Below are 21,340 nucleotides of genomic sequence, written 5' to 3'. Positions count from 1 at the left end.
GTGATCCGCAACAGTGCGCGCCGGCTCAGTTGATCACAGGGGTCGCCCGGAGACCGGGAAGGCGGCGCCACTTCTCCCGTACGACCACTTCGCTCAGCCGCCAGCCGTCCTCCGTGCGCAGCAGGGCGAAGGCACACCGGCCACCGCACACGAAGTCCGGCGCGGCGGATGCGCCGTCCTGCCCGCCGGGGCCCATCGGATTCACGTAGTCGGCCTGTACCTGCGCCGTGTCGCCCGTGTCCTGCTCCCAGATCCCGAACCGCACCCGCCGGTTGACGATCAGGTGCTGCCGCACGGGAAACGCCTCCAGGCTCTCGGCCAGCCACCCGGCGACCGTCCCGGCGTTCCCCTCGATGCCTCCCGCCGAGCGGTAGTCGACCCGCCCGGCCGGCGTGAACAGCCCTCGGTATGCCTGCCAGTCGCCGTCGTCCACGGCCACCGCGTACTCGGTTACCAGCCCGTCCACGGCCAGCCGGTCCCTCACGGTCGCGAGCTCCACACGCTGCGTCATCGGCTCAGTGTTGGCCATGGCGGGTGCGCGGCCAAGGGGGCGTGCGGGGATATTCGCCGGTCTTCCGGCGTACGGCGCGGCTGCCGAGACCGGACGCCGCGAACGATCACCCGACCGGGCCTTCTCCGTTGCGTCCGGCGCCTCGGCCACAGCGCGCGGAACACGTACACCCCTGTGGTCGGCGCGGGTGTGGCCGGCAGGGTCGGCGCAGGCCCGGCACGGGGTTCATGCCGTGTCCGTTTCATGCCGACGCCCAAGAGGGAGCTCACCGTGAAGGCGACGGAGGTCGCCAGGAGGAGGAGAGAGCGATGACCGGTCCCCTGGGCAGGGTGATCTGTGACCTCACGATCTCGGCCGACGGCTACTCGGCCGGGCTCAACCAGACAGAGGAACGCCCGTTCGGCGACGACGGCGGCGACGGCTCGGGCGATCGACTGCACGCCTGGATGTTCGACACTCCCGACGAGAACCGGGCCGAGGCCGACCGGCTGGCCGCCGCCGGGGCATTCATCATGGGGCGCAACATGTTCGGCCCGGTGCGAGGCGAGTGGGATCGGCCGTGGAACGGCTGGTGGGGCGACGATCCGCCGTTCCACGCGCCGGTGTTCGTGCTCACCCACCACGCGCGCGAGCCGCAGCCGATGGACGGCGGCACCACGTACCACTTCGTCACCGAAGGCATCGCGTCGGCACTGGCACGGGCACGCGCGGCGGCCGGCGACGGCGATGTCCTCGTCCACGGCGGCGCGACCACCATCAACCAGTACCTCGCCGCCGGCCTGATCGACGAGTTGCGGCTGCACATCGTGCCACTCACACTCGGCGCCGGCACGCGACTGTTCGACGGCGTGCCGCCGCTGAAGCTGGAGCAGGTGACGTCGCGGCCGGCGAGCCTGGTCACGCACGTGACCTACCGCGTGCTGCCGTGACCTGGAGGGCGTCGTCGTAGGGCCACCACGGGTCACACGGGTCACGACACCGGGCGGCCGTCGCGCATGCCGCGCCGCCGAGCGGTCCGTGGCCGCGGCTCCACCCGGGAGGCGTCGCGGGCCCGCGGATCACGGGCATGCCGTGTGGACGAGGTCAATGCCGGCGATCGTGCTCGCGCCGGAGTCGAAGTGCCGAGCGGTTCGGGGAGGACTGCCCGGGCTCGGCCCCGAAGAGCGGGGCCCCACCCCTCGGTGACGAGGTGCTCGCGCATCTGCGAGCCTGGGGATCTTCGTATCGCGCCCTTCGCCAGGAGGTACTCATGAAACGTCTGGTCACCGTGGTCACCGGTGGCAGCCGGGGGATCGGTGCCGCGATCTGCCTGCGGCTCGCGGCGGAGGGCCATGACGTCGTCGTGAACTACGTCCGCGACTCCGCTGCCGCCGAGGCGGTGGCGGAGGGGGTGCGGGCCGCCGGGGCGCGGGCCGTCACCGTGCGCGGGGACACCGCCGTCGAGGCGGACGTCGAGCGGCTCTTCGAGGTGGCGGAGCGCGAGGTGGGGCCGGTCACGGGACTGGTGAACAACGCGGCGGTGACGGGGCCGCTGGGGCCGTTCACCGAGGTCGGCACCGCTACCCTGCGGCGGGTCGTCGACGTCAACCTCATGGGGACACTGCTGTGTTCACGGCGTGCCGCGCAGCTCATGACGCCCCGGGGCGAGGGCGTCATCGTGAACATCTCCTCCGGGGCCGCCACGCTGGGCAGCCCCGGCGAGTACGTGCACTACGCGGCGACCAAGGCCGCCGTCGACACGCTGACCCTCGGCCTGGCCAAGGAGCTCGGTCCGGACGGTATCCGCGTCAACGCGGTCGCGCCGGGCGTGATCGACACGGAGATGCATGCCGCCATGGGCGCCCCGGACCGTGCCCGGCAGGTCGCGGGGACGGTTCCGCTGCGGCGGGCGGGACAGGCCGAGGAGATCGCGGCGGCCGTGGCGTGGCTGATGTCCGCGGACGCCTCGTACACCACCGGGGCGGTGCTGCGGGTCGCGGGCGGACGCTGAGGCGTACCGGGCGTCAGGCCGCTTCGACTACCCGGCCGCTGATGGCCGCCGCCCACTCGACCACCAGCAGCTCGTACTCCGCGCGCTCCTGGGCGGACAGGGATCCGCCCGCGCGCAGCCACAGCGCGCGGATCTGTTCGTTGACCTCGGCGGCGGACCGCACGGAACCAGGGGTCATTAAATCGGGGGACATGCCGACAAGCCTAGGGCCAGGAACTGACAGTGCGCTACCGGACGGCTACCCGTCCCGTATGTCCTCGGTCACGTGCCCGGGGCACGGTCCCGCCGGGGCTCAGCCCGCCGACTCCGCGGCGTGCGGGCTGAGGGCGCCCGTGGCGACCAGGGCGATGATGACGATCCCGAGCGCGATGCGGTACCAGACGAACGGCATGAAGCTCTTGGTCGAGATGAACTTCATGAACCAGGCGATCACGGCGTACCCCGTCGCGAAGGCGATCACCGTCGCGAAGGCCGTGGGGCCCCAGGAGACGTGCCCGCCCTCCGCGGCGTCCTTCAGCTCGAACAGACCGGAGGCCAGCACCGCGGGGATGGCGAGCAGGAAGGAGTAGCGGGCCGCGGCCTCGCGCCGGTAGCCCATGAACAGGCCGCCGCTGATGGTGGCGCCGGAGCGCGAGACGCCGGGGATGAGGGCCATGGCCTGGCAGATGCCGAAGATCAGACCGTCCTTGACGCTCAGGTCCCCGAGTTCCTTGCGCTGCTTGGCCACGCGGTGCCGGCCGCCGCTCTCGTCCCGCGCCGCGAGGCGGTCGGCGACGCCGAGCACGATGCCCATGCCGATCAGCATCACCGCGGTGAGCCGCAGATCGCGGAACGGCCCCTCGATCTGGTCCTTGAGCGTCACCCCGAGCACGCCGATCGGGATCGAGCCGACGATGACCAGCCAGCCCATGCGCGCGTCGTGGTCCTGACGCATCTGCTTGTTCGTGAGCGAGCGGGTCCAGGCCGACAGGATCCGCCCGATGTCCTTGCGGAAGTAGATCAGCACCGCGGCCTCCGTGCCGATCTGTGTGATCGCGGTGAAGGCCGCGCCCGGGTCCTCCCAGCCGGAGAAGGCGGCGGTCAGCCGCAGGTGCGCGCTGGAGGAGACGGGCAGGAACTCGGTCAGCCCCTGGACGAGTCCGAGGATGAGGGATTCAAACCAAGACATGAGGTAGCGGAGTCCAAGTGCCGATCGTGGACGGGCGACGGGCACACCGCACCGCTGTGTGCGGTGATCGATGATCGGGTGTGCCGAGGGGGAAGCGTAGCGCCCCAAGATGAAGGCCCCGACACAGGGGCTTCACTTCACGGCCGTCCGCCGACCGCTGCCCTTCGGGAGGGCGACGGCTCAGGCCGCGGCCGGGCCGCCCACCGTCCACCCGGGCGCCTGCGGGTGCGGGGTCAGGTCCTCGTGGCGCACCGGGTCGCCGCAGACCCGGCAGGTGACGACCGGGGCGAGCGCGTGGCCGCAGACGTGCTCGAGCACCATCGGCCGGTCGTCCTCTTGGCGCAGATGGCGGTCGCCCCACTCCATGAGGGTCAGCAGAACGGGCTCCAGCTCCAGACCCGCCCGGGTGGGCCGGTACTCGAAGCGCTGCGGGCGCTCGTTGTAGGGACGCTTGGTCAGGATCCCCGCGTCGACCAGCCGCCGCAGCCGCGTGGCCAGGATGTCGCGCGGGGCGCCGATGTTGCGCACCAACTGGTCGAAACGGCCGTTGCCGAGGCACACCTCGCGCAGGACGAGCAGGGAGTACTTCTCGCCGACCAGGGCGAGCGTGTCGGCGATCGAGCAGGGGCGCGGGTCTTTGGAGGCGGCCATACGGCCAAGTCTAGGGGAGGGTTGGATTTTCCAACCTTCGGAGTTATGGTGAGTTCGGATTTCCTACTCACCGGTAAGTCGATCCCGTATCCGTCCGGTAGCGGCCGGGCGGCCGAGGAGGCCCGCACCATGCGTGACGCAGTCGTCGTCGAAGCCGTACGCACCCCCATCGGCAAGGGCAAGCCGCAGGGCGCCCTCGCCCACGTCCATCCCGTCGAACTCCTCGCCCACACCCTGCGCACCCTCGTCGAACGCTCCGGTGTCGACCCCGAGCTGATCGACGACGTCATCGGCGGCACCGTCGACCAGGTCGGCGAACAGGCCATGAACACCACGCGCTACGCCGTCCTGTCCGCCGGTCTGCCCGAGTCGGTGCCGGCCACCACCGTGGACCGCCAGTGCGGCTCCTCCCAGCAGGCCGTGCACTTCGCGGCGCAGGGAGTCATCGCGGGCGCGTACGACCTCGTCGTCGCCTGCGGCGTGGAGTCCATGAGCCGGGTGCCGATGTGGTCCAACGTGCCCGCGGGCAAGGACCCCTTCGGCCCCGGAGTCGCCGAGCGCTACCCGGAGGGCCTCGTCCCGCAGGGCATCAGCGCCGAACTCATCGCCGCCAAGTGGTCGATCACCCGCGAGCAGATGGACGCCTTCGCCGTCTCCTCGCACCGCAAGGCCGCCGAGGCCTGGGCGTCCGGCCTGTTCGACGCCGAGGTGGCGCCCCTGGACGGCGTCACGCGCGACGAGTGCGTACGGCCGGACAGCACCGTCCGGACCCTGGCCGGCCTCCGCCCCGCCTACCACGACCCGGCCTTCGCCGAACGCTTCCCGCAGATCGAGTGGAACGTCACCGCCGGCAACGCCAGCCCCATCAACGACGGCGCCTCCGCCGTGCTCATCACCTCCAGCGAGACCGCCGCCCGACTGGGCCTGCGCCCGCTCGCCCGGCTGCACAGCTTCGCCGTCACCGGCTCCGACCCGCTGCTGATGCTCACCGGCGTCGTCCCGGCCACCGAGAGGGTGCTGCGCCGCGCCTCCCTGTCGCTCGACGACATCGACCTGTTCGAGGTCAACGAGGCGTTCGCCGCCGTGGTCCTGGCCTGGCAGCAGGAGACCGGCGCCGATCCGGCCAAGGTCAATGTGCACGGCGGCGCCCTCGCCCTCGGCCACCCGCTCGGCGCCAGCGGCACCCGGCTGACGACGACCCTGGTCCACGCGATGCGTGAACGCGGCGCCCGCTACGCCCTGCAGACCATGTGCGAGGCCGGCGGACTCGCCAACGCCATGGTGCTCGAACGGGTCTGACGCCCCGCCGGTGGGCCCGGCGGCCGCCTCACCGCCCGCGCAGCTGGTGCCGCTTGCGCCAGGCCACCACCGCGCCCACCAGGCCCGGTACGGCGATGCAGGCCAGCGCGATCAGGAAGGCCGGGGACGTCGGCGTCGAGGCACGGGCGCCGGCCACCACGTAGGCGGCGGTGTTCGGGATCGAGCCGAGTGCCGTCGCCAGCAGGAACGGCAGCAGGCCCATACGGGAGACGGCGGCGCAGTAGTTCGAGGCGGCGAACGGGATGCCGGGGAAGAGCCGGGCCGCCAGCATGGAGCGGAAGCCGTGCCGGCTCAGCTGGTCGTCCGCGGCCTTCAGCCAGCGCCCGCGCAGCAGGGGACGCAGCGCGTCCTGGCCGAGCGCCCGCCCCAGGCAGAAGGCCAGCCCGGCGCCGAGCACCGTGCCGCCCAGTGCGGCGCCCAGACCGAGCTGGGAGCCGAACAGCGCGCCCGCGGCGAGGTTCAGCAGCGGGCGCGGAACGAACGCCACGGTGCACACGCCATAGGCCATCGCGTACGCCACGACCGCCGCGGCCCCGCCGAGCCGGTCCGGCCAGCCGTCGGTCAGCAGCCGCTGCGGCTCGAAGAGCAGCACCAGCGACGCCGCGGACACGAGCAGCACGACGAGCAGGGACAGCCGTGACCACGGCGACAGCAGGACTCTGGCGCAGCGGGCGGCGAAACCCGTGGCGGGGGCGAGTGCGGGCGCGGCCGTGGGGACGGCGACGGCGAGGTCCGTGGCGGTGGCCCGGGGAGAGGCCGTGGCGGTGCCCCCAGAGCGGGTGGTGGCATCGAGCATTCGGTGACACTAACCGACATATGTGTGTGATCGCCGTAGTGTTCGTCTCATGGGCGTCACAGCCAACGGGACGACGGGCGGGACACCGCGCGCACCGGGCAGCCCGCTCGCCGACACCGTGCTGGAGCGGCTCACCACCACCTACGGGGCCGCGGCCGATCCGCGGCGTGCCGTGGCCATGCGCGCGTACATGAAGGACGTCGCCCCCTTCCTGGGCCTGACCACCCCGGTCCGCCGCGCCCTGTCCCGCACCGTCGTGGAGGGGCTGCCCCGCCCCGACGAGGCCGACTGCACCGCCGTCGCCCTGCGCTGCTGGGAGCAGCCCGAGCGCGAGTACCAGTACTTCGCCGTGGACTACCTGCGCCGTCACGTGCGGCACTGCTCGTCCGGCTTCCTGCCCGTCGCCCGGCACCTCGTCACCACCGTCCCGTGGTGGGACACCGTCGACCCGCTCGCCGCACACGTCGTCGGGGCGCTGGTCGCCGCCGACCCGGGACTGACCGCCGTCATGGACGACTGGATCGACGACGACCTGTGGCTCGCCCGTACCGCCCTGCTCCACCAGCTGCGCTTCAAGGAGCGCACCGACACCCGGCGCCTCTTCGACCACTGCCTGCGCCGGTCCGGCCATGAGGACTTCTTCATCCGCAAGGCGATCGGCTGGTGCCTGCGCGAGTACGCCAAGACCGACCCGGACGCCGTACGGGCGTTCCTGGCGCGCGAACAGGGACGGTTCGCGCCGCTGTCGGTACGGGAGGCGCTGAAGAACACCGGCGCCTGACCGGCCGGCTCCCGTGACCGCTCCGCCGCGGAAAACCGTTCGACGCGGGGCGGGTCGTCGGCAATGATCGTCGACATGTTCCGGTACGCCTTCCACCTCGCAGCATCCGCCGTCGCGGATGCCCCGAAGGCTGCCGTTCCCGCTTTCCCGGCCGCCGTCGACGGCGCCCGAAGCTGACCCTCCCCGGATCGTCCGGCGGACCCCCCAGGGGGAGGGTCGGCCAGGTTCCAGGGGTCCCCGTCCCGGCCGCGCGCCCGATGCGCCGCGCCCGGGGCCGATCACGCGTCACCATCGAGAGGCTTCGAGGTACCGCCATGTCCAAGACGGCGTACGTCCGCACCAAACCGCATCTGAACATCGGCACGATGGGCCATGTCGACCACGGCAAGACCACCCTGACCGCCGCCATCACCAAGGTCCTCGCCGAGCGCGGCTCCGGCAGTTTCGTCCCGTTCGACCGCATCGACCGGGCCCCCGAGGAGGCGGCGCGCGGTATCACGATCAACATCGCGCACGTCGAGTACGAGACCGACACCCGGCACTACGCGCACGTCGACATGCCCGGTCACGCCGACTACGTCAAGAACATGGTCACCGGCGCCGCGCAGCTCGACGGGGCGATCCTCGTCGTCTCCGCGCTCGACGGGATCATGCCGCAGACCGCCGAACACGTCCTGCTCGCCCGTCAGGTCGGCGTCGACCACGTCGTGGTCGCGCTCAACAAGGCCGACGCCGGGGACGAGGAACTGACCGACCTGGTCGAGCTGGAGGTCCGCGACCTGCTCTCCGCGCACGGCTACGGCGGCGACTCCGCGCCGGTCGTCCGGGTCTCCGGGCTGAAGGCCCTGGAGGGCGACCCGCGCTGGACGGCGTCGATCGACGCGCTGCTCGACGCCGTGGACACGTATGTGCCCATGCCCGAGCGGTATCTGGACGCGCCGTTCCTGCTGCCGGTGGAGAACGTGCTGACCATCACCGGCCGGGGCACCGTCGTGACCGGCGCGGTGGAGCGCGGCACGGTCCGCGTCGGCGACCGGGTGGAGGTGCTCGGCGCCGGGGTGGAGAGTGTGGTGACCGGCCTGGAGACCTTCGGCAAGCCCATGACGGAGGCGCAGGCAGGGGACAACGTGGCGCTGCTGCTGCGCGGGGTGCCGCGCGACGCGGTGCGACGCGGGCACGTGGTGGCCGCGCCGGGCAGCGTGGCGCCGACCCGGCGCTTCACGGCCCAGGTGTATGTGCTGTCGGCCCGCGAGGGCGGGCGTACGACACCGGTGTCGACCGGGTACCGGCCGCAGTTCTACATCCGCACCGCGGACGTGGTCGGAGACGTCGACCTCGGCGAGGCGGCGGTCGCCCGGCCCGGGGACACGGTCACGATGACGGTGGAGCTGGGCCGCGAGGTGCCGCTGGAGCCCGGCCTCGGCTTCGCCATCCGTGAGGGCGGCCGCACGGTCGGGGCCGGCACGGTGACGGCGGTCGGCTGAGCGACGGACGGCTGCCCGCCCCCGTTCAAGGGGGGCGGGCAGCCGGCCGCACGGACGACGGCACAATGAGACGGTGAGCGAGCCCATCCCCGTGACCCGCGTCGTCGATCACGGCACCGCGAAGCTGATGCCCGACGTCGACCGGGAGCGGGCCTGGCTGCTGACCGTCGACGGGGCTCCGCAGTCGTACGTCGACCTGGACGAGCCGACACACCTGGAGTTCGAGTACGCCCGGCGGCTCGGACACGTCCTGGACGTCCTCGCCGACCCGGGGAGCCCGCTGGACGCCCTGCACCTCGGCGGCGGCGCGCTGACCCTGCCGCGGTATCTGGCCGCCACCCGGCCGGGCTCCCGGCAGGACGTCGTCGAGGCCGACGGCCGGCTGCTGGACCTGGTCACCGAGTATCTGCCGCTCCCCGCGAACGCCCGCATCACCCCGCACGCGGCGGACGCCCGCGCCTGGCTGGAGGCGGCCCCCGACGACAGCGCGGACGTCGTCGTCGCCGATGTCTTCGGCGGATCACGGGTCCCGGCGCATCTGACCTCCGTCGCCTACGTCCGTGAGGCCGCGCGCGTGCTGCGGCCCGGCGGGGTCTACCTCGCCAACCTCGCGGACTCGGCCCCGTTCGCCTTCGTGCGCTCCCAACTCGCGACTCTGGGCACACGGTTCGAGGAGCTGGCGCTGATCGCCGAGCCGGGAGTGCTGCGCGGGCGCCGCTTCGGCAACACGGTGCTGGCCGCCGCCCACCACCCCCTGGACATCACCGCCCTGTCCCGCCGGACCGCCGCCGACGCCTTTCCCGCCCGAGTCGAACACGGCGCGGCCCTGCGGGACTTCACACGCGGTGCGCGCCCGGTGCGGGACGAGGACGCGGTGCCGTCGCCCGAGCCGCCCGAGGGGGCGTTCGGTATCGGGTGAGGTGGTCCGGCGTGTGCTTCCGGCCGGCGGCGGGGTGGCGTGGGGTTGTACGCGGGGTGCGCGCCGGGGAGGGGCGTGGGCGGACTGCCGTCACCCGGGCTCCCCGACGGGCCGTTCGGCATCGGCCGACGTCGCCGTCGGGTCCGGATCCGCGCCGGTGATGTGGCGGGTCCGGCGGCGCAGGTTGCGTACGTCGGGGACGCACAGCACCGCCGCCGTGACGACCACGACCAGCGCGGCGCAGCCCCACAGCGCCTCCGGGCGCCCGAACGACGTCTCCGCCGGGCCCGCCAGCGCCATCGCGGCCGGCACCAGGGCGACCGAGCCGAACCAGTCGTACGCCGAGACCCGGGACAGCTTCTCCTCCGGGATCTCCTGGTGCAGCGCGGTCATCCAGGAGACGCCGAACACCTCCACGGACAAGCCGGTCACGAACATCACCGCGCACAGGACACCGACCGGCACCGGCACGGCGAGCGCCGCGGACGGCAGGGCCAGCGGGAACACGCACAGGGTGCCGACGAACAGCAGACGGCGCGGCTGCCAGTGGGTCATCAGCAGCGCGCCCACCACCGTGCCCCCGCCGAAGAAGGCCAGCGCCACGCCCCACGGCGCCGCCCCGCCCAGGTGGTCCCGGGCGACGAGCGGCCCGTAGACCGCGTCGGCCGCGCCGACGACCGCGTTGGCGATGGAGAACTGGACGACGATGCCCCACAGCCAGGGCCGGCCGATGAACTCCCGCCAGCCCTCCTTCAGGTCGGCGAGCATGCCACCGCCCGGGGCACGCGGCGGTATGTGCTTCACGTCGAGGAAGGCCCGCAGCCCCGCGGCGACCGCGAAGGCCACCGCGTCCGCCGCCAGCACCCAGCCCGGTCCGATCGCGGCGACCATGGCGCCGCCCAGCGCCGCCCCACCGAGGGTCGCCCCGTGCATCGCCATCCGGAACACCGCGAACGCCCGGCCCGCCTGCTCGCCCTCGACCGAGGACAGCAGCATGCCCTCGGCGGCCGGATTGAAGAACGCCTGACCGGTGCCGCCGAGCGCGCTGAGCAGCATCATCTGCCACAACTGCGCCTCGCCCGCCAGGACCAGTGCCGCGAACGCGGCCTGCGAGACGCAGTTCAGGGCGTTGGCCGCCACCATCACCCGGTGGCGCGGCAGCCGGTCCGCGACGGCACCGCCGATCAGCAGGAACAGCACCAGCGGCAGGGTGCGGGCGGCGGCCACCAGACCCACGTCGCCGCCGTCGCCGCCCGCGTCCAGCACGGCGAACGCGGCGGCGATCAGCGCGCCGTGGCTGCCCAGATTGGTCACCACGGCGGCGGTGGTCAGCAGCGAGTAGTTGCGGCCGGCCCAGGCGGGGCGGCGGCGGGGGACGGTGGTCGGCATCCCGTGACTATCGCCGGGCGGGGGCCGACTTGCAAAATGGATTGTCGGCCCCCGGACCTGCTACGACTCCGTCGGAGGCTCCTCGGTGAGACGCACCGTGCTGAGGATCTTCTGCACGGTCGCGTCCGGGATCTCGTCCTTGACGCCCTTGGCGCCGTAGAGGTTCCAGGTGACGAAGTCGCCGGCGCTGTTCTTGAACGCGAAGGTGATCGCCTTGCCCTCGCTGTCGCACTTGCCCTTCTGCGGCGTGTTCTCCGAACGCGCGGTGGCGACGCTGCCCTTGATGCCCGACGCCGTGGTGTACGCCTTCGGCTTGTCGTACTTCACGCTCTTCTTGTCGGGCTGCGTGTATCCGCCGTAGATCCACCACGGCACGCGGGTCTCGGCCGCCTCGTCGGCGTTCTTGGCGCCGTTCTCACCGCGGGTTCCGGCGGTGGCGAGGGCGGTGTCCTCCTCGCGGCCGTCCTTGTTGTCGTCGCTGGTGCACCACTTGGACTTCAGATACGCAGGGGCGGTGACGGTGGTGCGGTCCATCTCACCGTCCTTCTCCTCCCACTCGAAGCCCACGCTGGTGCCGGGGGTCTCGATCTCCCAGTCGGCCGGCACGTCGAACTTGGTGCCGAAGCGCGTGTTGACGACGACCTTCCAGCCCGGAATGGTCGCCTTCTCCTCACCGCCGCCGCGCGGGTTGTCCCCCGAGGCGGAGGTGCTCGGCTCCGCGGAGGTTTCCTTGGACGCGGTCGCGCTCGGCTTGCTGTCCTTCTTGCCGTCGGCCTCGTCCTCCTTGTCGCCGCCGAGCACCAGGAACCCGGTGACACCCGCGGCCACGACGACGGCCGTCGCCGCCACGATCGCCACCAGCTTCGTCCGGTTCCCGCCGCCCCCGCCCTGCGGCGGCTGAGGCGTGCCCGCGGTGGAGGGAGTCCCCCACTGCGGCTGCTGCTGATACGGGTTCGGCTGCTGGTAGCCGGGCTGCTGATACGGATTCGGCTGCTGGTACCCCGGCTGCTGGTACGGATTGTTCGACTGCGGGTTCTGCTCGCCCCCGGGCGGCTGCTGTCCTGGCCACATGGGCAGCAACCCTAGCCGCGCCAGGGACACGATTGGGTCACCGCCGGTTGACGGGGACGTAGCAACCCGGATGCCGTGCGGCATGGTCAGTCGAGGCTACTCGTGGGTAACCTGCGGTCATGAGCGCAGACCAGATGTCCATCGGCGACATGCTCGCCGCCACGGTGCCCATGGCCCGTACCCTCCACCTCGAGTTCCTGGAGACCACGCCCGAGCGGGCCGTGGTGGCCCTGCCGGACCAGGGCGAATACCACAACCACGTGGGCGGGCCGCACGCCGGAGCGATGTTCACCCTCGGTGAGTCGGCGAGCGGTGCGATCGTGCTCGCCGCGTTCGGGGACCAGCTCGCGCGCGCCGTGCCGCTGGCCGTCCGCGCCGAGATCGCCTACAAGAAGCTGGCGATGGGCCCGGTCACCGCCACCGCGACCCTCGGCCGCCCGGCCACCGAGGTCGTGGCCGAGCTGGACGAGGGCCGGCGCCCCGAGTTCCCCGTGTCGGTCGCCATCCGCCGCGAGGACGGTGCGGTCACCGGCGAGATGACCGTCGTCTGGACCCTGCGCCCCAACAGCTGACCGCCGACCGCCCACGGCGTGAGGCGGCCGAACCTCACCGGGCGCCGCCCGCGCCATGAGGGCCGTACGGGCCGTACCGGTCCGGCGGCTTGACCCGGGCGGCGTGCGGCGCCGGTGGACCGCCACGCGCCGGCCCGCCGGGCGGGGCGTTCGGCCCTGCCCGGGCACCGTCCCCCGACCCGGTAGGCTTCCCGACCGTGCGCCCTGCTCGGGCGCACGCTCGGAACTGCGGCGACGAACGCAGGCCCAGCGGACCGGGAGGAGTGGCGTTGCACGTCCAGGAGTGGCTCGAGACCGTACCCGCGGTCGCCGTGTACGCGCTGGTGGGACTGGTCATCGGGCTGGAGAGCCTGGGCATCCCGCTCCCGGGCGAGATCATCCTGGTCTCCTCCGCGCTGCTCGCCTCCCAGCACGGCGACATCGACCCGGTGATCCTCGGCGCCTGTGCCACGGCCGGCGCGATCATCGGCGACTCGATCGGTTACGCCATCGGCCGCAAGGGCGGACGGCCGCTGCTGGCCTGGCTGGGTGCCAAGTTCCCCCGGCACTTCAGCGAGGGGCACATCGCCACCGCCGAGCGGTCCTTCCAGAAGTGGGGCATGTGGGCCGTGTTCTTCGGCCGCTTCGTGGCCCTGCTGCGCATCTTCGCCGGCCCGCTCGCGGGTGTGCTGCGGATGCCGTACTGGAAGTTCCTGATCGCCAACGTCCTCGGCGGGATCGTGTGGGCGGGCGGCACCACCGCCGTCATCTACTACATCGGCGTCGTCGCCGAGTCCTGGCTCAAGCGGTTCTCGTGGCTGGGCCTGGTGGCGGCCGTGCTGTTCGGCGTGGTGTCGATGCTGGTACTGAAGCGCAAGGCGAAGAAGGCGACGGCACAGCGGCACCCGGCCGAAGCGGAACCGCAGCCGGTTCCGGCCGCCGACTGAGTGCCGTCAGACAGGCCCTATGGCCTGCCGTGCGCGTCGTGGTGTGCCTTCGCCAGTTCGGCGTACATCGTGCCGTTGAGAGTGAGCCCTTCGCGTTCCTCCGGGGTCAGCTCCCGCCTGACCTTCGCCGGGACCCCCGCGACGAGCGACCCGGGCGGCACCTCCATCCCCTGCGGCACCAGTGCCTGCGCCGCGACCAGTGACCCCGCGCCGATCACCGCCCCGTTGAGCACCGTGGCCCCCATGCCGATCAGGCAGTCGTCCCCGACGGTCGCGCCGTGGACCACGGCGTTGTGCCCGATGGAGACCCGCTCGCCCACGGTGACGGGGTAGCCGGGGTCGGCGTGCAGCGTGCAGTTGTCCTGCACATTGCTGCTCGCGCCGACGGAGATCCGCTCGACGTCGCCGCGCAGTACCGCCCCGTACCAGACGCTCGCGCCCGCGTGCAGCGTCACGTCACCGATCACCGAGGCCGTGGGCGCCACGAACGCGTCCCCGTCCACCTTCGGCTCCTTGCCTCCGATGCCCTTGATCAGCGCGCTGTGCGTCATCGCCTTCCCCTCCGTGAACGTCGTGGACACGACGCACCGTAGCCCAAACCGGTGGGGGGAAGATCACAGGGTCACCGGCCCGTGGGCGTCGCGCCCGCCGACTACGGTGAGCGGGTGCCGAAGCGCAAGAACACGTTCTCGTCCTGGTCGCGCCGTCTCGCCCAGCGCGCGGTCCACGCCGGCTGGGCCTGGGTGCAGCACACGGGCTCGGTGACCGCCGAGCGCCCCGGCCGCTTCCGTTTCGCGGCGATGGGAACAGGTACCAGGCTCGCCTTCCCGCTCGGCACGGTCTTCGGCGAGCCCTGGATCCGGATCGGCGCGCACTGCATCATCGGCGAGCAGGTCACCCTGACCGCCGGGCTGATGCCCGGCCTCGACCTCGGCCCCGAGCCGATCCTGCGCATCGGCGACGGGGTCGTCCTGGGCCGCGGCAGCCATGTCATCGCCGACACCACCGTCACCATCGGCAACGACTGCTACTTCGGTCCGTACGTCTACGTCACCTCCACCAACCACTCCTACGACGATCCGCACGAGCCCATCGGCAAGCAGTGGCCGCGGATGGAACCGGTGGAGATCGGCCCCGGCTGCTGGATCGGCACCGGCGCGGTGATCCTTCCGGGGGCGCGCGTCGGACGGAACGTGGTGGTGGCAGCGGGCGCGGTGGTCCGGGGCACGGTGCCCGACCACGCCGTGGTGGCGGGGGCCCCGGCCCGGGTCGTACGCCGCTGGACCCCCGCCGACGGCTGGCAGCCGCCGCTGCGCACCCCGGCGCCGGTACCGATCCCGGAGGGCGTCACCCCGGAGCAGTTGCGGGCGCTGTCGGGACTGGACGAGGAGGGCGTGGCCCGGCTCGCGGCGCTGGACCAGGAGGGGGCGGCCCGGCTCGCGGAGCTGGACGAGGAGGGGGCGGCCCGCCCGGCGGAACGGGGCGGGGACGGCGCGGCGCGGCTGGCCGAACTGGAGCCCGGCGGCTGAGCCGCGCCCGCTCACCCGGTACCCCCGGCCGCTCGCCCAGCACCAGCCCCACACCGACGGGCACGGCCACACCGCGCAGTACAGTGCGGTGAACGATCGGGTGCACCACACCGTAGTCGGGCAAAATGAACTCTGCCATCCACCATATTGAACGGAATGGAATGTGTCGGACCTCGACCTGCTGACCCGGTCCCTGGCGCGCAACGTCAAGCGCTGGCGCACCGAGCGCGGCTTCACCCTGGACGCGCTCGCGGCGCGGGCGGGCGTCAGCCGCGGCATGCTCATCCAGATCGAGCAGGCCCGCACCAACCCGAGCATCGGCACGGTCGTCAAGATCGGCGACGCGCTCGGCGTCAGCGTCACCACCCTGCTCGACTACGGGCGGGGCCCCAAGGTCCGGATCGTCCCCGCCGACCAGGCCGTGCGGCTCTGGCACACCGAGGGCGGCAGCTTCAGCCGGCTGCTCGCGGGCACCGAGGCCCCCGGCCCGCTGGAGATGTGGGACTGGCGGCTCATGCCGGGCGAGAGCAGCGACTCCGACCCCCACCCCACCGGCACGGTCGAACTCGTCCACGTCACGTCCGGGGAACTGACGCTCACCGTCGACGGCGTCGAGCACCGGGTACCGGCCGGCGCCAGCGCCTCCTTCGAGGCCAACACGCCCCACACCTACGGCAATCAGGGGGACGTCCCGATGGAGATGATCATGACTGTCTCGGTGCCGCCCGTGCACTGAGACATCCCTCCGGCGGCCGTCGGGCGGGCTGTTACGGTGCGGCCATGCGCGCACCCATCGGAGACTTCGACCACGCCACCCCCGCCCCCGACTGTCTCGACGAGCTCACCGCCCCGGTCGCCGCCGCCGTCCGCGCCTGGAGCGGCAGTGTCCCCGCCGACCAGGTCCTCTACGTCGAGACCGACCCGCGCTGGGCCGACACCGCCGTCTTCGTCGAGCACTACGGCCGGGGCCTGCTGGAGCGGTCGGCGAACTGCGTGGTGGTGGCGGGCAGGCGCAGCGGCGAGACCACGCTCGCCGCGTGTGTCGTGCTGTCCACCACCCGGCTCGACGTCAACGGCGTCGTACGCCGTCACCTCGGCGCCCGCAAGGCATCCTTCGCCCCGATGGACACCGCGACGGGGGAGACCGGCATGGAGTACGGAGGCATCACCCCGGTCGGACTGCCGGGCGACTGGCCGGTGCTGGTGGACGCCGCCGTCGTGGACCTTCCGTACGTGCTCGTCGGCAGCGGCCGGCGGCGGGGCAAGCTGCTGGTGCCGGGCAAGGCGTTCGCCGAACTGCCGGGAGCGGTGGTGCTGGAGGGGCTGGGAGTGGCCTGAGATCACCTCGCCGCGTGGTGGGCCAGCGGCAGGTGCGGGTCCGCCGTGCCCGGCGCCGGTTCCGGGTCGGCGTGCACGAGGGCCGCGGTCAGCCGGGGGACGGCGTGCAGCAACGCGTGCTCCGCGTCGACGGCGACGCGATGGGCCTCGCGCACCGTGGCCTCGCCGTCCACCACGACCGCCACCTCGGCGCGCAGCCGGTGGCCGATCCAGCGCAGCCGCAGTTCGCCCACCCCGCGCACGCCCGGAACCCGCGTCAGCGCCTGCTCGGCCCGGTCCACCAGCGCCGGGTCGACGGCGTCCATCACCCGCCGGAACACCTCCCGGGCGGCGTCCCGCAGGACCAGGACGATCGCCGCCGTGATCGCCAGTCCCACCGCCGGGTCGGCGAACCGCCACCCCAGAGCCGCCCCGCCGGCGCCCAGCAGCACTGCCAGCGAGGTGAACCCGTCCGTGCGGGCGTGCAGTCCGTCGGCGACCAGCGCGGCCGAGCCGATGGCCCGTCCCACCCGGATGCGGTAGCGCGCCACCCACTCGTTGCCCGCGAACCCGACGAGTGCCGCGACGGCGACCACCGGGATGTGCTCCACGGGGCGCGGGTCCAGCAGCCGGTCGAGCGCCGTCCAGCCGGTGAAGGCCGCGGACGCGGCGATCGTCAGGACGATCGCGATGCCCGCCAGATCCTCCGCACGCCCGTAGCCGTAGGTGAAGCGGCGGGTGGCCGCACGGCGCCCCAGCAGGAAGGCGATGCCCAGCGGCACGGCGGTGAGCGCGTCCGCGGCGTTGTGCACCGTGTCGCCGAGCAGTGCCACCGATCCCGAGACGGCCACCACGACCGCCTGCGCCAGCGCCGTCACGCCGAGCACCGCCAGCGAGACCCACAGCGCGCGCATGCCTCGCGCCGAGGACTCCAGGGCGGAGTCGAGTCGGTCGGCGCTCTCGTGGGAGTGGGGGGAGAGGAGACGGGCGAGGCGGTGGAACGGGGAAGCCCCGCGGTGCCGGTGCCCGGGCCGGTGCTCGTGCCGGTGGGGGCGCGCGTCCCCGTGGCCGTGGTGGTGCCGGTCGCCCACGATCGTCCCCTTCCGGTGCGCGAGGTGGACGCGGTGACGCCCACGCAGCCATTATGTGCGTATGAGCGCACGCATGCACCTGTCACCTGCGCACGATGCGCACCCACGCACTCCCGGCGAGGAGCAGCTCGCGCTCGCGGCGGAGCTTCTCGCGCTGCTCGGCGACCGCACCCGGCTGGCCCTGCTGCACTCCCTGGCCGGCGGCGAGGCCGATGTCACCACACTCACCGAGGCGTGCGGGGCGGCACGGCCCGCGGTCAGCCAGCATCTGGCGCGGCTGCGCCTCGCGGGGCTGGTGGAGACCCGCAAGGAGGGCCGCCGGGTGATCTACTCGCTGCGCGACGGCCCTCTGCGGCGGCTGGTGGACGAGGCGCTCAACGTGGCCGACCACCGGCTCCGCGACCGGCCCGCTCACGACTGAGAAGCTGTGAACGAGCACCTCGAACGAGGTCGGCCGGGTGCGCCTCGAGGGAGCCGCCGACGACGGTGGTCTCGACCCCGGTGACCGGCCGAGGCCGCGCAGGGCCGGACTGGCGGGCAGGTCAGGGAGCCTGCGAGAAGTGCCTCGACGACCTGTGCCACCCCGCTCCGCGTCATCCGACTGCTGAGCGGTCGGATCGGCGCCCCGTTCTCTGCGCTTCCGTGGCGCAGCCGCACATCACGGGCCACCGACCGCGTGCGGAAGTCGCCACCGCGGGTCGTCGGCCCTCCCCGCGGCCGTGCCGAGGTACTGCTCCGCGAAGGCGGCAGCGGCGGTGGGGGAGGTGAACAGCCGGCGCAGCCGGGCGAGCGTGGTGCCCGCGCGGAACGGGTCCCCCGCCGCGGTGCCGTGGTACAGCTCGGAGAGCCACTGCGAGAACTCCTGGTAGTCCCACACACGCCGCAGACAGGCCGGTGAGTAGCCGGCCAGCCGGCTGCCGTCGCCCTCGGTGAGCCGCGCGACCAGCGCGTCGCCGAGCAGGAACGCGTCGTGCAGGGCGAGATTCATGCCCTTGGCGGCGATCGGCGCGACCAGGTGCGCCGCGTCCCCGGCCAGGAAGAGCCGCCCGAACACCATCGGCTCGGTGACGTAGTCGTGCCCTCTGATGCCTCGGGCCATTATGGCGTCACGGCACCCCTGGCCCACCGTGCCGCGGCGGAGTTCGGCGGACTTCGGTGGGCCCTAGCCGAGCCGGGGTATCTCGATGGCGGGGCAGCGGTCCATCACCATCTCCAGGCCCGCCGCGCGGGTCCGCTCGTAGGCCGCCTCGTCGATGACGTCGAGCTGGAACCACACCGCCCGGGCGCCCCTGGCGACCGCTTCGTCGGCGACGGCCCCGGCCAGGTCGCTGTTGACGAACACATCCACCACATCGACCTCGAAGGGGATGTCCGCGAGCGAGGCATAGCCCTGCTCGCCGTGCACCGTCTCGGCCTTCGGATGGACCGGTACCACGCGTTTGCCGAACCGCTGGAGCACCTGGGCGACGCCGTACGCCGCGCGCTGCCGGTTCGACGACAGGCCCACCACGGCCCAGGTGTCACCGAGTTCGGTGAGGATCTTGCGGACCGTTGCCTCGTCGCCGTACACCGTCGGCCTCCCGGGAGTCGTGGAAGAGCTGTCACCGCGCACAACGAAACAGCGCGCACGGTGATTCCCGGCAGCGGCCCGCTACCCCCCGGTGGGGGCGGTGGACTGTACCTGCCGCCGGGGTGCCCGGCGCCGGGAACCGACCACCGCGACCCGAAAGGCGTGCGAGATACCTGCGTACGCCCGCTCGCGCGCCTACGCTCGCCTCGTGCTGCGCATCACCGACGCCCGAACGGGCGAGCCCGTGGACGCCGCCCCCGCCCGCCGGGGGCTGACCCGAGTCGAGGCCCACACCCAGGGGCTCGACCCGACGAACCTGCGCGTGCTGCTCGTCGCCGACCTGCTCGTGCGTGCCCTGGAGCTCGGCGGCACGCCGGTGTGGGCGCTGCTCGCCGGCGAGCGGCAGCAGGCGGAACTGCGCGCGGCGGGCGCGGCCCTCGGAGTCCGGCCCTTCGAGGTCGGCGGGGACACCGGCACCGGCCTGGGCGAGGCGCAGGTGCTGCACGTGGTGAGCGAGGGCGGCGCGACACCCGACGGAGTGCGGGTCGCCGTGGCCCCCGCGTACGGGCAGGCACCCGGCTCCCAGGACGGCGTCGACCCCGCCGTCCTGCGTCTGGCGCTGCTCGCCCACCCCAGGAGCACACCCGTGAGAATCGACCCGGCCGTCCTCGGCGACGCCGGGGAGACCCTCGACCGGTGGCGCCGCGCGGTCGCCGACTGGGCGCGTCAGCCCTCGCGCCCCATCCCCGACGCGGTGCGCGCGGACCTGCGCAGCGCGTGGGAGGACGACCTGGACGCGCCCGGCGTGCTGAGCGTCCTGCGCGCGGTGGAGACGGACCCGGAGCTGGTGGACGGCGCCCGCTTCGAGACCTACGCCTACGCCGACCGGCTGCTCGGTCTCGACCTCACCCACGACCTGGGATCCCCGGCATGATCGAGCGCGCCGGGGCGGGACCGCTGCGCCGCCTGGTCGTCCTGCGCCACGCCAAATCGGCCTGGCCGGAGGGGGTCACCGACCATGAACGGCCGCTCGCTCCGCGCGGCCGCGGGGACGCCCCGGCCGCCGGACGCGCGCTCGCCGAGGCCGACTGCCTGCCCGGCCTCGCGCTCTGCTCCACCGCCGTCCGGGCCCGCCGGACCTGGGAGCTGGCCGCCGCGCAATGGGGCACGCCCCCGCCGGTCCGCCACGACCCGCGCCTGTACCACGCCGGCGTCCCCGAGCTGCTGGCCGTGGCGCACGAGGTGCCGGCCGAGGTCGAGACGCTGCTGCTGATCGGACACAACCCGGGGATGGAGGATCTGGTCCTGACGCTCGCCGGCGACGGTCTGGACGACACCCTGGACCGTGTCCGCGAGAAGTTCCCGACCTCCGCGATCGCCGTCCTGTCCTGGCGCGGCGCGGGCTGGCGGGACCTGGTCCCGGGCGCGGCCCTGCTGACGTCCGTGACCGTGCCCCGGGGCCGCAGGCGATAGCCGGAACGCTCCTCCCGCGCGGCGGCGCTCACGGCCTGTCGTTCGGACGATGCCGCGCACGCCCTAGGCTGGCCGGATGCAGGACGAGTACCGCACCGTCGCGCGCGCTGGTGTGCACGAGACCGAGATCAACCGCTCCCGCTTCCTGTGCGCCCTCGCCCCGGCGGCCACCGAGCGGGAGGCGCAGGACTTCATCGCCGCCGTCCGCAAGGAGCACGCCGACGCCACCCACAACTGCTGGGCCTACGTCATCGGCGCCGATGCCTCGACCCAGAAGGCCAGTGACGACGGCGAGCCCGGCGGCACCGCCGGCGTCCCCATGCTCCAGATGCTGCTGCGCCGCGACATGCGGTACGTCGTCGCCGTGGTCACCCGCTACTACGGCGGCGTCAAGCTCGGCGCCGGCGGCCTCATCCGCGCGTACGGCGGTGCCGTCGGCGAGGCGCTGGACACGCTCGGCACCATCACCCGGCGCCGCTTCCGGCTGGCCACGGTGACCGTCGACCACCAGCGGGCCGGCAAGGTCCACAACGACCTGCGCGCCACCGGACGCGAGGTGCGGGACGTGCGCTACGGCGAGGAGGTCACCCTCGAGATCGGCCTCCCGGACGCCGATGTGCCCGCCTTCCGCGCGTGGCTCGCCGACGTCACCGCGGGGGCGGCCGGCTTCCAGCTCGGCGGAGAGGCGTACGGGGACGCGTGAGGAGTGCCGCCGCCCGTAATGCTTACCTTTGGGTTGATAACGGGCGAACGTGGACCGCGTCATGACGGAGCGATACGGG

The 21,340-nt window shown here is 73.1% G+C and carries 25 protein-coding genes and 1 pseudogene; 15 read left to right on the top strand and 11 right to left on the bottom strand.

The window, feature by feature from the left end:
* Positions 1 to 25 precede the first annotated feature (25 nt).
* Complete coding sequence (locus tag IE178_RS04920) at positions 26 to 511, bottom strand: nuclear transport factor 2 family protein (RefSeq protein WP_193511415.1); 486 nt, start codon at positions 509 to 511, stop codon at positions 26 to 28.
* 308 nt (positions 512 to 819) lie between these two features.
* On the opposite strand from IE178_RS04920, the gene IE178_RS04915 reads away from it, so the two are divergent.
* The gene (locus IE178_RS04915) at positions 820 to 1,440 is read left to right on the top strand and encodes a dihydrofolate reductase family protein (protein ID WP_193511414.1); all 621 of its coding nucleotides are present in this window, start codon (positions 820 to 822) and stop codon (positions 1,438 to 1,440) included.
* Between the two features lie 320 nt (positions 1,441 to 1,760).
* Positions 1,761 to 2,501: an SDR family NAD(P)-dependent oxidoreductase gene (locus IE178_RS04910; protein ID WP_184762286.1), complete on the top strand. Its 741-nt coding sequence runs from the start codon at positions 1,761 to 1,763 to the stop codon at positions 2,499 to 2,501.
* Positions 2,502 to 2,514: 13 nt separating this feature from the next.
* On the opposite strand, the gene IE178_RS04905 is transcribed toward IE178_RS04910, so the two are convergent.
* From IE178_RS04905 to IE178_RS04895, 3 genes are all read right to left on the bottom strand, one after another.
* Positions 2,515 to 2,694, bottom strand: a complete 180-nt coding sequence (locus IE178_RS04905) for a hypothetical protein (RefSeq protein ID WP_184762285.1) — start codon at positions 2,692 to 2,694, stop codon at positions 2,515 to 2,517.
* Between the two features lie 99 nt (positions 2,695 to 2,793).
* Positions 2,794 to 3,669 (bottom strand): undecaprenyl-diphosphate phosphatase, encoded by an 876-nt coding sequence (locus IE178_RS04900; RefSeq protein ID WP_193511413.1) that lies wholly within the window; start codon positions 3,667 to 3,669, stop codon positions 2,794 to 2,796.
* Between the two features lie 180 nt (positions 3,670 to 3,849).
* Complete coding sequence (locus IE178_RS04895) at positions 3,850 to 4,320, bottom strand: winged helix-turn-helix transcriptional regulator (RefSeq protein ID WP_193511412.1); 471 nt, start codon at positions 4,318 to 4,320, stop codon at positions 3,850 to 3,852.
* Between the two features lie 129 nt (positions 4,321 to 4,449).
* Here IE178_RS04895 and IE178_RS04890 point away from each other — a divergent pair, with 129 nt between their 5' ends.
* Positions 4,450 to 5,619: a thiolase family protein gene (locus tag IE178_RS04890; RefSeq protein ID WP_193511411.1), complete on the top strand. Its 1,170-nt coding sequence runs from the start codon at positions 4,450 to 4,452 to the stop codon at positions 5,617 to 5,619.
* Positions 5,620 to 5,647: 28 nt separating this feature from the next.
* On the opposite strand, the gene IE178_RS04885 is transcribed toward IE178_RS04890, so the two are convergent.
* Positions 5,648 to 6,436 (bottom strand): TVP38/TMEM64 family protein, encoded by a 789-nt coding sequence (locus IE178_RS04885; RefSeq protein ID WP_193511410.1) that lies wholly within the window; start codon positions 6,434 to 6,436, stop codon positions 5,648 to 5,650.
* A gap of 49 nt (positions 6,437 to 6,485) precedes the next feature.
* Here IE178_RS04885 and IE178_RS04880 point away from each other — a divergent pair, with 49 nt between their 5' ends.
* The 3 genes from IE178_RS04880 (at position 6,486) to IE178_RS04870 (ending at position 9,620) form a co-directional block, all read left to right on the top strand.
* Positions 6,486 to 7,217, top strand: coding sequence for a DNA alkylation repair protein (locus tag IE178_RS04880; RefSeq protein WP_193511409.1), 732 nt, complete (start codon positions 6,486 to 6,488; stop codon positions 7,215 to 7,217).
* A gap of 314 nt (positions 7,218 to 7,531) precedes the next feature.
* A complete protein-coding gene (gene tuf / locus IE178_RS04875) occupies positions 7,532 to 8,701 on the top strand; it encodes an elongation factor Tu (RefSeq protein WP_193511408.1) in 1,170 nt (389 codons plus the stop codon).
* Positions 8,702 to 8,774: 73 nt separating this feature from the next.
* The gene (locus IE178_RS04870) at positions 8,775 to 9,620 is read left to right on the top strand and encodes a spermidine synthase (RefSeq protein ID WP_184762278.1); all 846 of its coding nucleotides are present in this window, start codon (positions 8,775 to 8,777) and stop codon (positions 9,618 to 9,620) included.
* Positions 9,621 to 9,710: 90 nt separating this feature from the next.
* Here the strand turns inward: IE178_RS04870 and IE178_RS04865 are convergent, their stop codons facing one another.
* Together IE178_RS04865 and IE178_RS04860 are read right to left on the bottom strand one after the other, a co-directional pair.
* Positions 9,711 to 11,009 carry an MFS transporter gene (locus IE178_RS04865; RefSeq protein WP_184762277.1) on the bottom strand — a complete coding sequence of 433 codons (1,299 nt, stop codon included), beginning with the start codon at positions 11,007 to 11,009 and terminating at the stop codon, positions 9,711 to 9,713.
* 60 nt (positions 11,010 to 11,069) lie between these two features.
* Positions 11,070 to 12,080: a DUF8017 domain-containing protein gene (locus IE178_RS04860; RefSeq protein ID WP_193511407.1), complete on the bottom strand. Its 1,011-nt coding sequence runs from the start codon at positions 12,078 to 12,080 to the stop codon at positions 11,070 to 11,072.
* Positions 12,081 to 12,214: 134 nt separating this feature from the next.
* Here IE178_RS04860 and IE178_RS04855 point away from each other — a divergent pair, with 134 nt between their 5' ends.
* Together IE178_RS04855 and IE178_RS04850 are read left to right on the top strand one after the other, a co-directional pair.
* Positions 12,215 to 12,652, top strand: a complete 438-nt coding sequence (locus tag IE178_RS04855; protein WP_184762372.1) for a DUF4442 domain-containing protein — start codon at positions 12,215 to 12,217, stop codon at positions 12,650 to 12,652.
* A gap of 269 nt (positions 12,653 to 12,921) precedes the next feature.
* Positions 12,922 to 13,578 (top strand): DedA family protein, encoded by a 657-nt coding sequence (locus tag IE178_RS04850; RefSeq protein WP_184762275.1) that lies wholly within the window; start codon positions 12,922 to 12,924, stop codon positions 13,576 to 13,578.
* A 17-nt stretch (positions 13,579 to 13,595) separates the two neighbouring features.
* On the opposite strand, the gene IE178_RS04845 is transcribed toward IE178_RS04850, so the two are convergent.
* The gene (locus tag IE178_RS04845; RefSeq protein ID WP_193511472.1) at positions 13,596 to 14,129 is read right to left on the bottom strand and encodes a gamma carbonic anhydrase family protein; all 534 of its coding nucleotides are present in this window, start codon (positions 14,127 to 14,129) and stop codon (positions 13,596 to 13,598) included.
* Positions 14,130 to 14,243: 114 nt separating this feature from the next.
* Between IE178_RS04845 and IE178_RS04840 the strand changes: the two genes are divergently transcribed.
* The 3 genes from IE178_RS04840 (at position 14,244) to IE178_RS04830 (ending at position 16,445) form a co-directional block, all read left to right on the top strand.
* On the top strand, positions 14,244 to 15,107 hold the full coding sequence (locus IE178_RS04840) for an acyltransferase (protein WP_193511471.1): 864 nt from the start codon (positions 14,244 to 14,246) through the stop codon (positions 15,105 to 15,107).
* A gap of 163 nt (positions 15,108 to 15,270) precedes the next feature.
* Entirely contained in the window at positions 15,271 to 15,843 is a 573-nt protein-coding gene (locus IE178_RS04835; RefSeq protein ID WP_193511406.1) for a helix-turn-helix domain-containing protein, read from the top strand.
* Positions 15,844 to 15,887: 44 nt separating this feature from the next.
* Entirely contained in the window at positions 15,888 to 16,445 is a 558-nt protein-coding gene (locus tag IE178_RS04830; RefSeq protein ID WP_193511405.1) for a YbaK/EbsC family protein, read from the top strand.
* Between the two features lie 2 nt (positions 16,446 to 16,447).
* Here the strand turns inward: IE178_RS04830 and IE178_RS04825 are convergent, their stop codons facing one another.
* On the bottom strand, positions 16,448 to 17,515 hold the full coding sequence (locus IE178_RS04825; RefSeq protein WP_193511404.1) for a cation diffusion facilitator family transporter: 1,068 nt from the start codon (positions 17,513 to 17,515) through the stop codon (positions 16,448 to 16,450).
* Between the two features lie 61 nt (positions 17,516 to 17,576).
* On the opposite strand from IE178_RS04825, the gene IE178_RS04820 reads away from it, so the two are divergent.
* On the top strand, positions 17,577 to 17,936 hold the full coding sequence (locus IE178_RS04820; protein ID WP_193511403.1) for an ArsR/SmtB family transcription factor: 360 nt from the start codon (positions 17,577 to 17,579) through the stop codon (positions 17,934 to 17,936).
* Positions 17,937 to 18,173: 237 nt separating this feature from the next.
* Here the strand turns inward: IE178_RS04820 and IE178_RS04815 are convergent.
* Both IE178_RS04815 and IE178_RS04810 read right to left on the bottom strand, forming a co-directional pair.
* Positions 18,174 to 18,593: pseudogene (locus IE178_RS04815) on the bottom strand (FAD-dependent monooxygenase); the annotation flags it as partial.
* Between the two features lie 84 nt (positions 18,594 to 18,677).
* Positions 18,678 to 19,085, bottom strand: coding sequence for a CoA-binding protein (locus IE178_RS04810; RefSeq protein WP_184762269.1), 408 nt, complete (start codon positions 19,083 to 19,085; stop codon positions 18,678 to 18,680).
* Between the two features lie 169 nt (positions 19,086 to 19,254).
* On the opposite strand from IE178_RS04810, the gene IE178_RS04805 reads away from it, so the two are divergent.
* The 3 genes from IE178_RS04805 (at position 19,255) to IE178_RS04795 (ending at position 21,261) form a co-directional block, all read left to right on the top strand.
* Positions 19,255 to 20,019: a hypothetical protein gene (locus tag IE178_RS04805; protein WP_193511470.1), complete on the top strand. Its 765-nt coding sequence runs from the start codon at positions 19,255 to 19,257 to the stop codon at positions 20,017 to 20,019.
* A complete protein-coding gene (locus IE178_RS04800) occupies positions 20,016 to 20,558 on the top strand; it encodes a SixA phosphatase family protein (RefSeq protein WP_193511402.1) in 543 nt (180 codons plus the stop codon). The genes IE178_RS04805 and IE178_RS04800 overlap by 4 nt, the downstream gene beginning before the upstream one ends.
* A gap of 76 nt (positions 20,559 to 20,634) precedes the next feature.
* Positions 20,635 to 21,261: a YigZ family protein gene (locus IE178_RS04795; protein WP_184762267.1), complete on the top strand. Its 627-nt coding sequence runs from the start codon at positions 20,635 to 20,637 to the stop codon at positions 21,259 to 21,261.
* Positions 21,262 to 21,340 lie beyond the last annotated feature (79 nt).

Source organism: Streptomyces griseoloalbus (assembly GCA_014650015.1).
Lineage (GTDB): Bacteria > Actinomycetota > Actinomycetes > Streptomycetales > Streptomycetaceae > Streptomyces > Streptomyces griseoloalbus.
This window is presented reverse-complemented; position numbering and strand designations above follow the sequence as displayed.

Coding starts and splice junctions, on each gene's coding strand:
- IE178_RS04830 (WP_193511405.1), top strand. CDS start 15,888: ATGCGCGCACCCATCGGAGACTTCGACCACGCCACCCCCGCCCCCGAC.
- IE178_RS04795 (WP_184762267.1), top strand. CDS start 20,635: ATGCAGGACGAGTACCGCACCGTCGCGCGCGCTGGTGTGCACGAGACC.
- IE178_RS04895 (WP_193511412.1), bottom strand. CDS start 4,320: ATGGCCGCCTCCAAAGACCCGCGCCCCTGCTCGATCGCCGACACGCTC.
- IE178_RS04920 (WP_193511415.1), bottom strand. CDS start 511: ATGACGCAGCGTGTGGAGCTCGCGACCGTGAGGGACCGGCTGGCCGTG.
- IE178_RS04885 (WP_193511410.1), bottom strand. CDS start 6,436: ATGCTCGATGCCACCACCCGCTCTGGGGGCACCGCCACGGCCTCTCCC.
- IE178_RS04845 (WP_193511472.1), bottom strand. CDS start 14,129: ATGACGCACAGCGCGCTGATCAAGGGCATCGGAGGCAAGGAGCCGAAG.
- tuf (WP_193511408.1), top strand. CDS start 7,532: ATGTCCAAGACGGCGTACGTCCGCACCAAACCGCATCTGAACATCGGC.
- IE178_RS04905 (WP_184762285.1), bottom strand. CDS start 2,694: ATGTCCCCCGATTTAATGACCCCTGGTTCCGTGCGGTCCGCCGCCGAG.
- IE178_RS04800 (WP_193511402.1), top strand. CDS start 20,016: ATGATCGAGCGCGCCGGGGCGGGACCGCTGCGCCGCCTGGTCGTCCTG.
- IE178_RS04910 (WP_184762286.1), top strand. CDS start 1,761: ATGAAACGTCTGGTCACCGTGGTCACCGGTGGCAGCCGGGGGATCGGT.
- IE178_RS04860 (WP_193511407.1), bottom strand. CDS start 12,080: ATGTGGCCAGGACAGCAGCCGCCCGGGGGCGAGCAGAACCCGCAGTCG.
- IE178_RS04890 (WP_193511411.1), top strand. CDS start 4,450: ATGCGTGACGCAGTCGTCGTCGAAGCCGTACGCACCCCCATCGGCAAG.
- IE178_RS04855 (WP_184762372.1), top strand. CDS start 12,215: ATGTCCATCGGCGACATGCTCGCCGCCACGGTGCCCATGGCCCGTACC.
- IE178_RS04915 (WP_193511414.1), top strand. CDS start 820: ATGACCGGTCCCCTGGGCAGGGTGATCTGTGACCTCACGATCTCGGCC.
- IE178_RS04900 (WP_193511413.1), bottom strand. CDS start 3,669: ATGTCTTGGTTTGAATCCCTCATCCTCGGACTCGTCCAGGGGCTGACC.
- IE178_RS04820 (WP_193511403.1), top strand. CDS start 17,577: ATGAGCGCACGCATGCACCTGTCACCTGCGCACGATGCGCACCCACGC.
- IE178_RS04865 (WP_184762277.1), bottom strand. CDS start 11,009: ATGCCGACCACCGTCCCCCGCCGCCGCCCCGCCTGGGCCGGCCGCAAC.
- IE178_RS04880 (WP_193511409.1), top strand. CDS start 6,486: ATGGGCGTCACAGCCAACGGGACGACGGGCGGGACACCGCGCGCACCG.